The following is a 14,493-nucleotide window of genomic DNA, read 5'->3' as shown; positions in this document are numbered from 1 at the left end:
TTCAATTCATTTTAGAACGACCAGATTTACAGTTACGAATAAGTGAAATTACGCTATGATCGGATGTTTAATTGGCGAAGTGTTTGCCTTAGAAGCCCCTACTGTCTTACTGAATGTAAATGGTGTGGGCTATGAAATTGATACGCCACTTTCAACATTTTGCCAATTACAAAAGGGCCAGAAAGTTACGTTATGGACGCATTTGGTTGTCCGTGAAGATGCACAGCAGCTCTACGGTTTTAGCGATGCTCAAGAAAAAACAATTTTCCGTACCTTATTAAAAGTAAACGGTGTCGGTCCAAAAATGGCATTGGGTATTTTATCGACGCTAAGTGTTGAGTTATTAGTTCAAACCATTGAACATGATGATATTAATACGCTAGTCAAAGTTCCGGGTGTTGGCAAAAAAACAGCTGAACGTTTAATGATCGAACTCCGTGATCGCTTCAAAACATTGGCTCAAGGCACGTCAACTACGGCGACCATGCCTCAAATTCAATTTGCTGCAAACTCTCCTGTTGCAGAAGCAGAAGCTGCTTTGCAATCTTTAGGTTATAAGCCACTTGAAGCACAAAAAGCTGTTGCTGCGGTTAAAGCCGATTACACAGAATCAGCCGATATTATTCGTGCTGCTCTTAAATCCATGATGAAGTAAAACACTTATGCAAGACCGTCTAATCAGTGGAACAGAAAAACCAGAGGATCATTTTGATCGGGCTATTCGACCAACTTCTCTTGCTGACTATATTGGGCAACCGGTCGTACGCGAGCAAATGGAAATTTTCATTGGTGCTGCTCGTGGCCGTGGCGAAGCACTCGACCATACGCTGATTTTTGGTCCGCCGGGTTTAGGTAAAACCACACTTGCTAATATTATTGCCCGAGAAATGGGTGGTAACCTCAAATCTACTTCAGGACCGGTATTAGAACGTGCGGGTGATTTAGCAGCAATGCTGACTAACCTTGAAGAAGGCGATGTTTTGTTTATTGATGAGATTCATCGTCTTTCTCCAGTGATTGAAGAAATTCTGTATCCAGCTATGGAAGACTACCAATTAGATATCATGATTGGTGAAGGCCCTGCTGCTCGTTCAATTAAACTCGATTTGCCACCTTTTACACTCGTCGCTGCCACCACACGTGCAGGCTTGTTGACCTCACCACTACGTGATCGCTTCGGTATTGTGCAACGTCTTGAGTTTTACTCTGTAGAAGACTTGACTCACATTGTGTCGCGCTCTGCAAACTTAATGGATGTACCCATTACAGTTGAAGGCGCAGAAGAAGTAGCTCGTCGATCACGCGGAACACCTCGTATCGCTAACCGTTTATTACGACGTGTTCGTGACTATGCACAAGTGAAAGGCACAGGCGAAGTGACCCATGAAATGGCGCAGCGTGCGCTTGATATGCTTAATGTTGATAAAGCTGGCTTAGATACCCTAGACCGACGTTATTTGAGCATGCTACTCGAACGTTTTGATGGCGGTCCTGCTGGAGTTGAAGCGCTTGCAGCAGCGATGGCTGAAGACAGCGGTACGCTTGAAGATGTGATTGAACCTTATTTAATTCAACAGGGTTATGTCATGCGTACCGCACGAGGTCGGATTGCAACCAATCAATCTTATTTACAGTTTGGAATGACACCACCTGAGCCTAAAAACTAATCAAAGGAAGAGAATTTTCTCTTCCTTTTTTAATTTAATCTCTCTATCTAATGAAATAATAATCGTCTTATCAATAAATTAGCCACTCCATACCTTTTAAGTCTATTTTTATACCTTATTGATTTTTTAATATTTTAAAAAACTGCATTATAAGAAATGTAGATATCAAATCTTATGAACAATAATATTTTTAGGATAAGGACATGTACAAAAAAACCGCTTTAATTTTTCCACTTGCTCTAATGAGTCAACTGAGCCTAGCAGATTGGGTAAAAGATGCTGCACAACAAAATGAAAATCAGGTGATTCAATTAAGACAACATATTCACGAGCATCCTGAACTCGGCAACATGGAATTTAAAACATCAGCACTGGTTCAAAAAGAATTGAAGTCTTATGGCATTCAAGTCAAAACAGGTTATGCAAAAACAGGGGTTATTGGCATTTTAAAAGGTAATAAACCCGGCCCTATTATCGCGCTTAGAGCAGATATGGATGCGCTACCTATGGAAGAAAAAAGCGGAGTTCCCTTTTCTAGTAAACAAAAAGCAATTTATCAAGGTAAAGAAACTTATGTGATGCATGCCTGTGGACATGATGCACACACAGCAATGCTATTAGGCGCAGCAAAAATTCTAGCTGCGAATAAAGATAAAATATCGGGTACCGTTGTCTTTGTTTTTCAACCCGCTGAAGAAGGTGGAGCAGATATAGACAACTTTAAGCAGAGTGATCAAATCGGCTCAAGAAAAATGATCACAGACGGTGCATTTAAAGATTATAAACCCGAAGCTATTTTTGGAATACATGTCATATCTGGTATGCAAAGTGGGCACCTTTATTATAAAGATGGTGCCATTTTAAATAGCGCAGATCACTTGCGTATTCAGGTTAACGGTAAGCAGGTTCACGGCTCGACCCCATGGTTAGGCAGAGATCCAATTTATGCATCTGCACAAATGATTAATAATTTACAGAGTCTTATTAGCCGAAGAACCGACCTCACCCAAGGCATGGGCGTAGTCACTATCGGTAATATTCAAGGTGGTACGGCAGGAAATGTAATTCCGGAACAAGTCAATATGATCGGAACCATTCGCTCTAACAACGAACAGATACGAGCAAATATCTTAAAAAGTTTACCCACCATGATAGAGCATAACGCTCAAGCCAACGACGTGACTGCCAAAGTTGAAATTGCTCCTTATGCTCCAGTAACCATGAACGACAAAGCGCTCACTCAGTTTATTCAGCCAACCCTAGCCAAAGTTGTTGGCGATTCAAAACTCCATGTTTTAGATCATAATGCAAGCGCTAGTGAAGATTTTGCCTATTATGGCAAGTTAATGCCCTCATTTTTTGTTTTCTTAGGGGCAACACCAGAAAATCAGGACTTAACTCAGGCGGCACCAAATCATAGTCCTTATTTTATTGTAGATAATAAGGCCTTAAAAACAGGGACCGAGCTACATGTAAGATTCGTATTAGATTATCCGAATATATCAAAACAAGTTCAAACTTCATGGAAGCCCTCTTAACTTAAAAAGCTTGCTAGCTATAAGATATAGCGTTTTTAGATTAGAAACACAGCAACCGCAATTGAAAGGTTGTGCCATAGGACTTAGTATGCAATCTGCTAAACTGCCCCGTATTTAAAAGCAGATGTATGGCTGTTGAATAGAACCAATGTTTTATTCGAAGCCATATTTTAAATATAAAGCTCTATAGTGAACTAAAAACGGAATACTCTCATGGCGAATCATTTTGAATTCAACATTCGTGTTTATATTGAAGATACGGACGCAGGTGGTATTGTTTACCATGCCAACCATATTCGCTATATGGAACGTACCCGTACTGAATGGCTCCGTGCTTCTGGCGTTGATCATTACTGGCATCAAAAAGACTACAACTTTGTCGTACACAAAATTGACGTAAAATACATGCGTCCTATTTTAATGGATGATTTAATTACTGTTACAGCACGTGTAGTTTCATGTAAAGCTGCGTCATTTGTGTTGCAACAAAATATTTATCGTGGTGAAATCTTGCTTGCTTCTGGCGAGGTTGAGTTGGCATGTTTAAGTAAAGAACTTGTAGCTCGTCGTCTTCCAGAAGAAATACGTGATCTTATTCGTAAAGAATTGGAACAAGACTAAAAAAACAACCGGCATATGTAACCTATGGCAACAAACATTGAATCAACCCTGCATATTTCTGACCTTATTTTACAAGCAAGTCCAGTCGTTCAGTTGGTCATGCTAATTTTATTGTTAGCATCGATCTTTAGTTGGTATCTGATTGCCAAGTTACATATGAGTTATAAAAAAGCACATCAAGACGATGAACATTTCCAAAAAATGTTCTGGTCTGGTGCTGAACTCAATACGCTTTACAACAATGCTCAACTCAACTCAAAGCGTTCAGGGCTTGAAGATATTTTTTATCAAGGGTTGAGCGAGTTTTTTAAACTCAAAAAACGTCAAGCTCCTGTCTCTCAAACAATTGAAGGCACGGAGCGTATTTTACGCGTAGGTTTGAGCCGTGATCAAAGCCATTTAGAATATGGTTTAGGGACTTTAGCAAGTATTGGTTCTGTGGCCCCGTACATCGGTCTATTCGGTACTGTTTGGGGTATTATGAATGCCTTTATCGGTTTAGCTGCGGTTGATCAGGTAACTCTAGCAACTGTTGCACCGGGTATTGCCGAAGCACTTATTGCAACTGCAATTGGTTTGTTTGCCGCAATTCCTGCTGTATTAGCTTTTAACCATTTCACTGCTAAAAGTGAAAGTGTTTATTCTGATCGCGCTTTATTTGCTGAAGAGATGATTGCTTTATTGCAACGTCAATCTGTGGGTTCATCACAGGAAGATGCATAATGGCAATTCAGCGTTCAGGGCGCTTTGAGCGCATAAAAAAACCATTAAAAAGTGATATGAACGTCGTACCTTATATTGACGTTATGCTTGTGCTTTTGGTTATTTTTATGGTAACTGCCCCTATGATTACCAGTGGTATCAAGGTTGATTTACCTCAAGCAAATAACCATCCAATTGAATCAAAAGATATGCCAGCCATGGTAACAATTGGCAAAGATGGCAATATTTATCTTCAGTATGAAGAGTACAAAGATGATGAACCATTATCTCGTGAAAAGCTTGAAGAAGTTTTAAGCAATGCTCAAAAACAAGCCGAACAAGAAAACAAACAACTCACAGTTTTAGTCAATGGTGATAAGTCTCGTCCTTATGGAGAAGTCGTATCATTAATGGCAAGTTTACAAGAAGCAGGCTTAACTCAAGTTGGCCTTCTGACAGAGCCTTTAAAATAAGCTATGAACAAAAATCAAAAGCCGCCCTTTAAACAAAATGCGATTGCATTGAGCTTTACACTCGGAGTTCATGCAATTGCCATTGTTGGCTTGCTTTTTTTAGGCTTGAGTAAACCACCTGAACAGCCAAAAAAGCTAACGACTATTTTAGTTAAGCCAGAAGATTTACCTCCTCCTTTAGCCAAAGAAATTGAACAAGAGACTACAGCTACAAATGAAGCAAAAGAGGTATTAGCCCCTATTGTGGATGAAACGCTTCCTCAAAATCTTCCAGTTGCGCCTCCTCCTCCAACAGCTCAACAACTTGCTGCTCAAAAGCAAAAGGCCGAACAGGCCCAGCAAGCCAAGTTAGCTGAGCAAAAGCGTAAAGCTGAAGAAGCTGCGAAAGCGAAACAAGCAGCAGAACAGCAACGCATAGAGGAAACTCAAAAACAGCAGGCTGAAGCTAAACGCCAAGCTGAGGCTAAAGCAAAATCAGAAGCCGAACAAAAACGTAAGGCTGAACAAAATGCAAAAGCTGCTGAAGACGCTAAACGTAAAGCTGAGGCTGATGCAAAATTAAAACGTGAAACTCAAAAGGCTGAAAAAGCTAAACTTCAAGCACAACAAGAAGCTAAGCGAAAAGCCGAAGCTGATGCTAAAGCTAAGCAACAAAAAGCTGCTGACGAGGCTAAACGCAAAGCTGAAGCTAAAGCTAAACAGCAAAAAGCTAATGATGATGCTAAACGTAAAGCTGAAGCCGATGCAAAAGCCAAACAGCAAAAAGCCAATGACGATGCTAAACGTAAAGCTGAGGCCGATGCAAAAGCCAAACAGCAAAAAGCTGCTGACGAGGCTAAACGCAAAGCAGAAGCTGACGCTAAAGCTAAGCAACAAAAAGCTGAAGACGCTAAACGCAAAGCTGAAGCAGATGCTAAAGCCAAGCAGCAAAAAGCTGCTGATGAGGCTAAACGTAAAGCAGAAGCGGAGGCTGAAGCAAAAGCTGCATCTGCTCAAAAAGCAAAAGAAGAGGCAGCTCAGAAGAAAGCTGAAGCTAAAAAGGTTGCTTCTTCAGCTAGACGCGATTTTGAGCAAAAAATTCGACGCTCTTGGGATGTCCCAACTGGCAGTAGTGGTAAAACAGTTGGTGTTCGCTTCACTCTCTCCGATTCAGGAAGCGTTAATTCTATTGTTATCACGCGTTCAAGCGGTGACGATGCTTTAGACGCAAGTATTAAAGCTGCAATTCAAGCCGCAGCGCCATATCCTATGCCATCAGATCCAGATGCAAGACGTGAAGCAAGAAGTGTTAGTTCTACATTTAGAGCGCAATAATTTTGAAAGAGTTACATGCTTTAAATAGTTTAAGGCATGTAACTATGCTACAAAATCAACAGTCACAAAAATACCTGCTATGACTTTAAACTTATGAATACGAGCCGCAAACACCTGCTATCTTTAGCACTGATCACAGCCTTAAGCCCTATTGCCTCTACAACTGCTTTTGCCCAGTTATATCTGGAAATTGCCAAAGCACCAGATCAGGCCCCCAAAATTGCTATTGTCCCGTTTAGCAATGACAATGGGCTCTATCCTATTGTTGAAACAGACTTAAACCGTTCTGGGCGCTTTACAAGCTCATCTAAAAACTTACCTGCCAATGCTGCAATCAATCAGATTCAAGCTTCTGACTGGCAAACTGCAGGTATTCCATATGTAGTGACGGGTCAAATTAAACAAACTGCGACAGGCTTTGAAGTTCACTACCAACTCTATGATGTACAAAAGCAACAATACATTCTAAATGAACTTTTAAATGTACCAGCTACACGCATACGTCAAGCTGGCCATATGGTAAGTGATGCTATTTTCCAAGCGCTTACTGGCATTCCTGGCGACTTTAGTGGCCGTATTGCTTATGTCCTAAGAAATCCTACAACACCTGCCGAGCGTTATACCCTACAAATTGCAGATACGGATGGTGAACAACCAAAGACTGTTTTATCGTCTCGTGATCCAATTCTTTCTCCGGCATGGACACCGGATGCTAAAAAAATTGCTTATGTTTCTTTTGAAACTAAACGTCCAGCAATTTATTTACAGGATTTATCAACTGGAACACGTGAAGTTCTTACCAGTTTCAGAGGACTAAACGGCGCACCAAGTTTCTCACCAGATGGCCAATCAATGCTTTTTACAGCATCTATGAATGGCAACCCTGAAATCTATCAAATGGATTTATCAACTCGCCAAGTCAAACGTATGACAAATGACTCGGCAATTGATACCGAAGCACGTTATACACCAGATGGAAAATCCTTTATTTTCACTTCTGACCGTGGTGGCTCTGCCCAAATTTATCGTTATACCTTTGCTGATGGCTCAGTAAAGCGTTTAACATTTAAAGGGTCATTTAATGCACGTGGAACTCTAAGTGCAGATGGCAAAAAGATTGCACTTGTTCATCGCCCAAGTGGCAGCAGTTATAAAGTTGCAATTCAAGACATTAATACTGGCATCACCAATATTCTTACCCCAACTAGTTTAGATGAATCACCAAGTTTCTCACCAAATGGGCAAATGGTGGTCTACGCAACTCGTGAAGGCAACCGTGGCTTGTTGTCTATTATGTCTACTGATGGACGTTTCCGTATGAATTTACCAAGCGAACAAGGTGAAGTACGTGAACCAGCCTGGGCACCAAAATAACTTTTAATTCCATTGACGGAGATGATCATGAAATCAATCAAATATTTAGCTCTACCCTTTCTTAGCGTAGCACTCGTAATGACAGGCTGTGCTAGCCGTAAACCTGCAGCGACTACCACGACTGGTACAAATCCAAGTACGGTAAACACTTCTGGTTTAAGTGAAGATGCTGCATTAAATGCTCAAAATTTGGCAGGTGCTTCATCTAAAGGTGTAACTGAAGCAAATAAAGCGGCTTTGGCTAAACGCGTTGTTCACTTTGATTATGACAGCAGCGATTTATCTACTGAAGACTACCAAACACTTCAAGCTCATGCTCAGTTCCTTATCGCAAATGCAAATTCAAAAGTTGCATTAACGGGCCATACAGATGAACGTGGTACACGTGAATACAACATGGCTTTAGGTGAGCGTCGTGCTAAAGCTGTACAAAGCTATTTAATTACCAATGGTGTAAACCCACAGCAACTTGAAGCTGTAAGTTATGGTAAAGAAGCTCCTGTTAATGCGGGACATGATGAATCAGCGTGGAAAGAAAATCGCCGCGTTGAGATTAATTACGAAGCAGTCCCTCCTTTATTAAAATAAGGGATATGCATAAAAAAACGCTCATAATAATATGAGCGTTTTTTTATTACTTAAGAAGATTTCTTTTCTTCTTCAGGATGTTGCATGGACTCAATCAAATCATGCTTATTAAAATCTTTATATTCAGGTTTTGCTTCATAATCTTTCCAAGCTTCCTGAACATTTTCTTTCGAAATTTCATCTAGATTGATTGGTTCACCTGCCGTGGGGGTCGCATCAAACTTCTTTGTTGTCATTTCGATTCTCCTAAAAATATACAATCCTTTGTAATGCAATCAACATACCATTTTAATTGGGTCTTGTAAGCATAAATCCAACACAAATAAAGTAAGATAATTTTTATTTTGTGACATTCTCATCTAGAATATGCCACGTATTTATCTGACTCATTTTGATGCTTGAAGCACAGGAGCGTTTTTTATGTCCAACCTCACTTTGTCCCAATTTTTACAACAACAAAAAGGGAATCTAACACCTGAGTTGGCTCAAGTCATCGATACTATTGCCACGACCTGTAAAACAATCGACCAAGCATTACAAAAAGGTGCTCTGGCTGGTATTTTAGGTAGTGCTGGTAATGAAAATGTTCAGGGTGAAACACAGAAAAAACTTGATGTGATTTCTAATGACTACTTAATTGATGCTTTAAAAGTACACCCACACGTAGGTGGTCTTGCTTCGGAAGAACTTGATGAGTTCACACCTGCACAAGAAAATGGTAAATACCTCGTTTTATTTGACCCATTAGACGGCTCAAGTAATATTGATATCAATATGTGTGTAGGCACGATTTTCTCTATTTTGCCTGCAAAAAATGCAGTAACACAAGCAAACGATTTCATGCAAGCGGGTACACAGCAAGTTGCTGCTGGTTATGTACTTTATGGCCCATCAACTATGATGGCGTTGACTGTAGGAAATGGCGTAGCATTCTTTACTTTAGATCCAGAAACTCAAACCTTCTTGCTTACTAATGAGAATGTACAAGTTCCAGCAGACACTCAAGAATTCGCTATTAACGCATCCAACCAGCGTCATTGGGAACAACCCGTAAAACAATATATTAATGAATTACTCGCAGGCAAGACATCTGTTCGTGAAAAAGATTTTAATATGCGCTGGGTAGCATGTATGGTGGGTGATATTCACCGTATTTTATGTCGTAGTGGTATTTTCCTTTACCCATATGACTTAAAAGATCCGAAAAAAGCAGGTCGTTTACGTTTAATGTATGAAGCAAACCCAATGAGTATGCTCATTGAACAAGCTGGTGGTGCTTCAACTACAGGTCGTGTTCGTATTTTAGACATTGAACCAACCGAGCTTCACCAACGTGTTCCTGTAATCATTGGTTCTAAAAATGAAGTTGAACGCGTAACAAGCTACCACTAATAATTTTAATTACTTAGGGCATCATAGTATGATGGTGCCCTTTTGTTGGATATTTTCTTATGGCGGTTATTTTTTTAGAATCAAAAGACAATGCAAAAATCAAACATTTGCGTGGATTAATCGAACTCAGTAACGCCCGAAAAAAGCACCAACAAACAGTTCTTGAAGGTACGCATCTTTGCTTGGCTTGGTTGCAACAGCAAAAAAAGATTTTTTCTTTATTTACTACAGAACAAGCATTAGAACACGAAGATTTAAAGAAAATAACAGAGCTACATCGAGGCCATATCTTTGTTATTAGCGAAGTTTTATATAGAGATTTAAGCACATTAGGCACAAGCTTACCTTGTTTAGCGATTATTGATCTACCTAAAACTGCCTCAACCATCGACTATAAAGTAGATACCTTAATTCTTGAAAATATTCAGGATCCAGGTAACGTAGGTACGCTGCTACGTTCAGCAGCAGCAGCAAATATTAAACAAATTATTTGCACACAAGGCTCTGCCTCACTTTGGTCTCCACGAGTTTTAAGAGCAGGTATGGGCGCTCATTTTAGCTTACATTGTTTTGAAAACTTCCAGCTGACAGATATCCTTCCGAAATTTCAAATCCCGGTTTTTGTTACTAGCTCTCATCGCTCAACCAGTCTTTATTCAAAAGACCTTTCTAAACCGTGTGTGTGGATTTTAGGAAATGAAGGACAAGGTGCTAGTGATTATGCATTAGATCACGCACAATCAGTGACTATTCCTCAACCGGGTGGACAAGAGTCATTAAACGTGGCAATTGCAGGATCTATTTGTTTTTTTGAGATGGTCCGCCAGCGCCAATAAAACGTTAATTTATTTTACATCGCACATATTTGTGAAAAAAATCAATTACACTAGTAAAAAATAACCGATTGTTGTCAACCTCCCACCTCTTTTCAACGTTATATAAGAGATATATTGAAGATAAGGTGGGTATGTCCAATGACAGGATTTTCCATCTCCATGGATTTAGCACCGAAAAAGTCTCGATCGGAAACATCTAGTGCTCATGCCAGCACGGCTGAGCAACGCCTGAAAGTTTTCATGCAAGATGTTACTGGTCGTGCTTTGGTAATGATGGAGAGTGCTACCCAAGGTCAACAAGGTATTGCGATGGATTTGGTTCAAGAAGCATTTATTGCTTTACACAAATCTTACGCCGATAAAAGTACTGAAGAATGGTATCCCCTGTTTTACACTATTTTGAATAACAAACTTCAGGATTGGCGCCGCAAAGAATCTCGTAGAGCAAACCCATTTTCATTCTTCAAAAAAGTTAGTCTGGATAATGACGACGACGAAGTTATCGATGTAGTTGATGAAAAAGCCATTAATCCTGCAGATTTTCTCGATCAAGCGGTAACCATAGAGGAAATTCGGGAAGCGATTGAAAAACTACCTGTTCGTCAACAACAGGCATTTATGTTACGTGCGTGGGAAGGGTTTGACACCCATACAACAGCTCAGATCATGAACTGTACCGAAGGTAGTGTGAAAACCCATTATCACCGAGCAATTCAGGGACTTAGAGAATACTTGGCACATTTAAATCCCTTGGGAGGTTCTGATGAATCATGATGATTTCACTAAAAAGGTGACATCCAAACTTGATAGTTTGGCAGATCACCATAAAAATAAAACAGTGGTCATGAATCATGTGCTTGACCATATTCAACAAAAACCAGCCTCTTATTATAGTGTCTGGAAAATGACTGGTTTCGCACTTGCCGCAGCAATTACAGGTTTTGTAATTCTGCCTAACTCAGTCGAGATTGTGGATAAGCCACAAAATCAAGTGATCGTAAATCCTAAATTATCTCCACAAATGGTGGAAGATTTAGAGATGTTAATGGTGTTGGGTGAGGATAAAGTACAACATGGCAGCTAAAAAATTAGCGCTTATCCTGTGTTCATTAAGTTTCTTGCAGACAAGTTTTGCAGGTTTTGAACGCTTTTGGATTTTTTCTAAAGATGCCAATGCACAAGTCGATGACACATGGGATGCCCTTTCCGAAGAAGAGCAACGTGCAGTCATTAAGCGTTACCAGAGTTTAAAAGAGCTACCAGCGAATCAAAGCACGAACTTACAGCAACGTATGGACTGGTTTATTCAACTACCTGAAGCTGAAAAACAAAAAATGCGTGAAGCATGGCAAAAAATGAGTACGCAAGAGCGAAAAGACTTACGTCAGCGGATGCTTAAAGCGAATGGTGAAGAAAGAACAGCAATTCGTGAAGAATACATGAATAAGTATTTGGAACACTAATTTGTTATTTAGCTAGCAAAAATAAGACACTAATCGCTCAATTATTTTGATTTCATTTCTTATAAAAAAGCCTCCAATTGGAGGCCTTTTTTATTCTTTATGTTTATTTACGGTAGCGTCTATAAGCTGCTAAACCAAGTAAGGATGCTAAAGACAAAATTCCTAAGCTACCACCGCCGCCTCCACTATTACCACCTCCAGCAGTAGTATTACTACTCACTAAACTGATAGTACCAGCATTTGAAATTTTATTATCAGCATCATATACGTAATAAGTTAATGTATCATTGAAGTTATTAAAACTATTTTTAGCTTGAATATAAATATTACCACCATAACAAGTATTATCCTTATCTTCACCTGGGCAAGGGCCTTCTCTGTCTGCCTTCACGACCGTAAAAATTCCATCTTTTGAGCTTTTACTTGGCAAATAGATAGGCAAGTCTGCAAACTGGGGTTTATTAGGCTTTGTAATAAGTGTATTAGCTGGACCATCTCCATCATCATTTGCATATTTAAGTAAGTTTAATGGAATGATTTCATTTGCTAAATACTGAAATACAACTTTACTATCACTTGCTACAGGTGCAACATTATCAAATCGTGCTTCTAAAAGACCAGATGATTGAATAGAACCATCTTTACTACTAACCGTATATTTACAATAATTGTAATCACCAGCTTGGGTAGTAATATCATCCGACCGATAGAATATAATTTGTTGTAAAGCACTATTCCATTCACAAAAAAGTTTATCGTCTTTTTTCGTGCTTGTAACTTTGTCGTCTATCAATCCTGTTCCAACAGATTCAAGATTAATATTATAGTCCGTACTATTAAAAAACTTTAGAAGATGACTACTATCTTCATTTGGCAAAGGCAAACCATTTGCCTTCAAATCAATATAGATCGCTCGATATTTTGCATTGGCCTTAGTTTGATCAAGAAGATTTTTATAATTTGCCAAATCTATTTTTAAGACATTCCACAAATATGAATAAAGTGGATTAGTGAGATTTTTTTCTACAGTATCATATTGGGTTTGATATCCCTCAAGTAAAGCGGTAAGAGATGTATTACCTAAACCTCTTAAATCACCAGCAGTTAACTTCATTACCTCTACTGAACCTATATCACAGCTATTACGAGCAATGTTATCGGGCTGATAATATAGTTTATTAGTTGGGAGTCGAGCTAAACCACGTTGATCTATATCAGCGCATATAGCTTTACCCTCAGGGTCTACATCTATTAAATCTTCTTTTCCAGTAGCTACCAATGGAAAATAAAGTGGTAAAAAACCAGTTACTGCTGTAGCTTTTTCATGGCGCTCAAGTAAAGAGTTAAATGGAACACCTGAAATATCAATTGTCTTATTAGCTGACGAAAGTACCTCTGTTGGTAAATCACATTTATCAGTATTATTACTTAAATTGAGTGCATTAAAAGATAATCTAAGACCCGTGTTTTTTAAATCTGCTGCTGAACCTGCTAAATATCGACAAGCATAACCAACTGGATTGTATCCAATTATATTAAAATTTAACTCTTTCCCACCTAAACTATCATATAGGAAAGTTGTATTTGCGTTATTTTCAACAATAGTATTATTTTGTAGTTTTAAACTACTTCCACCACTTAAAATAGTTGATGGATTTGTTGTATTACCAGGAATCGCATCTCCTGTAAATTTTAAAATAACCCCATTTACAGTGCTGGCAATATTTTGAGCAATTGTATTAATTGTAAAAGTAGCTTTCGGCTCGCCACAAAATTCAAATGTACTCGCAGAATTGCTTGAACCATTCTTGATAATACTTGAGGATGTAAGAGTAACCTCTCGTTTAGCATACTCAGTACCATTTTTACAACTCATAGCTAACACGCTACCAGTACTTGCTTGATTGCCTTGCAAGAGGGAATGCGTTATTGATAAATTTACTCCACTACCACCAAGAAAAACAGCTCCACCTTTTGGAGCTTGAGAGTTTAAAATTTGAGAATTTAATAATGTAACATTACCACCCGCATAAATAGCTCCACCTTGATTTAAAGCTATACCATTTTCTAAAATAATATTTTGCAAAAATAATGCTTTTTGATTTTCTGCTGTGTTAAATATACGCGACTTACCCGCAGCATTAATACGTGTTTTAAGTTCTGGTAGAGCAGGATAGTCATTTGTTAAAACATTTTTTTCTGACCAGATTTTATCCTCTTCACGTTCACCATAGCCATAAATAGAAATATTAGCATTGGGCACCAATTCTTTATTTAAAGTATAAGTTCCAGCTTTTAACTGAATTACCTGATCAGTATCAAGGCTAAATACAGTACATCCATAAGCGGATTTACGAGTTTCTGCGACTTTAATGGCTTCTCTTAATGAACATGCGTTCGTATTTTCACCATCTTCATCAGCAAAAGTTGTAACCTCAATTCTTTTATTTGTGGTGTCAGCAAAAAGTGGCATATTTGCAAGCACAGCTAATGCTAATAATGCCTTTTTATAATTTTTCATAGTC

16 protein-coding genes are annotated in these 14,493 nt (G+C 38.9%); 14 read left to right on the top strand and 2 right to left on the bottom strand.

The features are described from left to right. Window positions 1-55 precede the first annotated feature (55 nt). From ruvA to pal, 9 genes are all read left to right on the top strand, one after another. Window positions 56-655 (top strand): Holliday junction branch migration protein RuvA, encoded by a 600-nt coding sequence (gene ruvA / locus HJG58_RS15255; protein WP_170249556.1) that lies wholly within the window; start codon window positions 56-58, stop codon window positions 653-655. Window positions 656-662: 7 nt separating this feature from the next. Beyond that, window positions 663-1,667, top strand: a complete 1,005-nt coding sequence (gene ruvB / locus HJG58_RS15250) for a Holliday junction branch migration DNA helicase RuvB (protein ID WP_002052424.1) — start codon at window positions 663-665, stop codon at window positions 1,665-1,667. Between the two features lie 203 nt (window positions 1,668-1,870). After that, window positions 1,871-3,205, top strand: a complete 1,335-nt coding sequence (locus HJG58_RS15245; protein WP_170249555.1) for a M20 family metallopeptidase — start codon at window positions 1,871-1,873, stop codon at window positions 3,203-3,205. Window positions 3,206-3,418: 213 nt separating this feature from the next. Beyond that, window positions 3,419-3,826, top strand: a complete 408-nt coding sequence (ybgC, locus tag HJG58_RS15240; RefSeq protein ID WP_004699892.1) for a tol-pal system-associated acyl-CoA thioesterase — start codon at window positions 3,419-3,421, stop codon at window positions 3,824-3,826. 24 nt (window positions 3,827-3,850) lie between these two features. Beyond that, a complete protein-coding gene (gene tolQ / locus HJG58_RS15235) occupies window positions 3,851-4,549 on the top strand; it encodes a protein TolQ (protein ID WP_016140259.1) in 699 nt (232 codons plus the stop codon). Next, complete coding sequence (gene tolR / locus HJG58_RS15230; protein ID WP_170249554.1) at window positions 4,549-5,001, top strand: protein TolR; 453 nt, start codon at window positions 4,549-4,551, stop codon at window positions 4,999-5,001. Before tolQ ends, tolR begins: the two co-directional genes overlap by 1 nt. Before the next feature lie 3 nt (window positions 5,002-5,004). Next, window positions 5,005-6,315: a cell envelope integrity protein TolA gene (tolA, locus tag HJG58_RS15225; protein WP_170249553.1), complete on the top strand. Its 1,311-nt coding sequence runs from the start codon at window positions 5,005-5,007 to the stop codon at window positions 6,313-6,315. Between the two features lie 93 nt (window positions 6,316-6,408). Further along, complete coding sequence (tolB, locus tag HJG58_RS15220) at window positions 6,409-7,689, top strand: Tol-Pal system beta propeller repeat protein TolB (RefSeq protein WP_170249552.1); 1,281 nt, start codon at window positions 6,409-6,411, stop codon at window positions 7,687-7,689. Between the two features lie 27 nt (window positions 7,690-7,716). Then, on the top strand, window positions 7,717-8,277 hold the full coding sequence (pal, locus tag HJG58_RS15215; protein WP_002118513.1) for a peptidoglycan-associated lipoprotein Pal: 561 nt from the start codon (window positions 7,717-7,719) through the stop codon (window positions 8,275-8,277). A 50-nt stretch (window positions 8,278-8,327) separates the two neighbouring features. Here the strand turns inward: pal and HJG58_RS15210 are convergent, their stop codons facing one another. After that, window positions 8,328-8,513, bottom strand: a complete 186-nt coding sequence (locus HJG58_RS15210) for an NF038105 family protein (RefSeq protein WP_002118730.1) — start codon at window positions 8,511-8,513, stop codon at window positions 8,328-8,330. Window positions 8,514-8,697: 184 nt separating this feature from the next. Between HJG58_RS15210 and HJG58_RS15205 the strand changes: the two genes are divergently transcribed. The 5 genes from HJG58_RS15205 (at window position 8,698) to HJG58_RS15185 (ending at window position 11,968) form a co-directional block, all read left to right on the top strand. Then, on the top strand, window positions 8,698-9,669 hold the full coding sequence (locus HJG58_RS15205) for a class 1 fructose-bisphosphatase (protein WP_170249551.1): 972 nt from the start codon (window positions 8,698-8,700) through the stop codon (window positions 9,667-9,669). Between the two features lie 59 nt (window positions 9,670-9,728). After that, window positions 9,729-10,505, top strand: a complete 777-nt coding sequence (locus tag HJG58_RS15200; protein ID WP_170249550.1) for a TrmH family RNA methyltransferase — start codon at window positions 9,729-9,731, stop codon at window positions 10,503-10,505. Between the two features lie 159 nt (window positions 10,506-10,664). Further along, window positions 10,665-11,279, top strand: a complete 615-nt coding sequence (locus HJG58_RS15195) for an RNA polymerase sigma factor (protein ID WP_086265467.1) — start codon at window positions 10,665-10,667, stop codon at window positions 11,277-11,279. Next, entirely contained in the window at window positions 11,269-11,589 is a 321-nt protein-coding gene (locus tag HJG58_RS15190) for a hypothetical protein (protein ID WP_002118556.1), read from the top strand. The genes HJG58_RS15195 and HJG58_RS15190 overlap by 11 nt, the downstream gene beginning before the upstream one ends. Then, entirely contained in the window at window positions 11,579-11,968 is a 390-nt protein-coding gene (locus HJG58_RS15185) for a DUF3106 domain-containing protein (protein WP_170249549.1), read from the top strand. The genes HJG58_RS15190 and HJG58_RS15185 overlap by 11 nt, the downstream gene beginning before the upstream one ends. 103 nt (window positions 11,969-12,071) lie before the next feature. Here HJG58_RS15185 and HJG58_RS15180 read toward each other — a convergent pair whose 3' ends face one another. Continuing rightward, the gene (locus HJG58_RS15180; RefSeq protein WP_170249548.1) at window positions 12,072-14,489 is read right to left on the bottom strand and encodes a CSLREA domain-containing protein; all 2,418 of its coding nucleotides are present in this window, start codon (window positions 14,487-14,489) and stop codon (window positions 12,072-12,074) included. Window positions 14,490-14,493: the final 4 nt, after the last annotated feature.

Source organism: Acinetobacter geminorum (assembly GCF_013009345.1).
In the GTDB taxonomy this organism is placed as follows: domain Bacteria; phylum Pseudomonadota; class Gammaproteobacteria; order Pseudomonadales; family Moraxellaceae; genus Acinetobacter; species Acinetobacter geminorum.
Note: the sequence above shows the minus strand (reverse complement) of the source record. Positions and strands in the feature narration are given on the sequence as shown.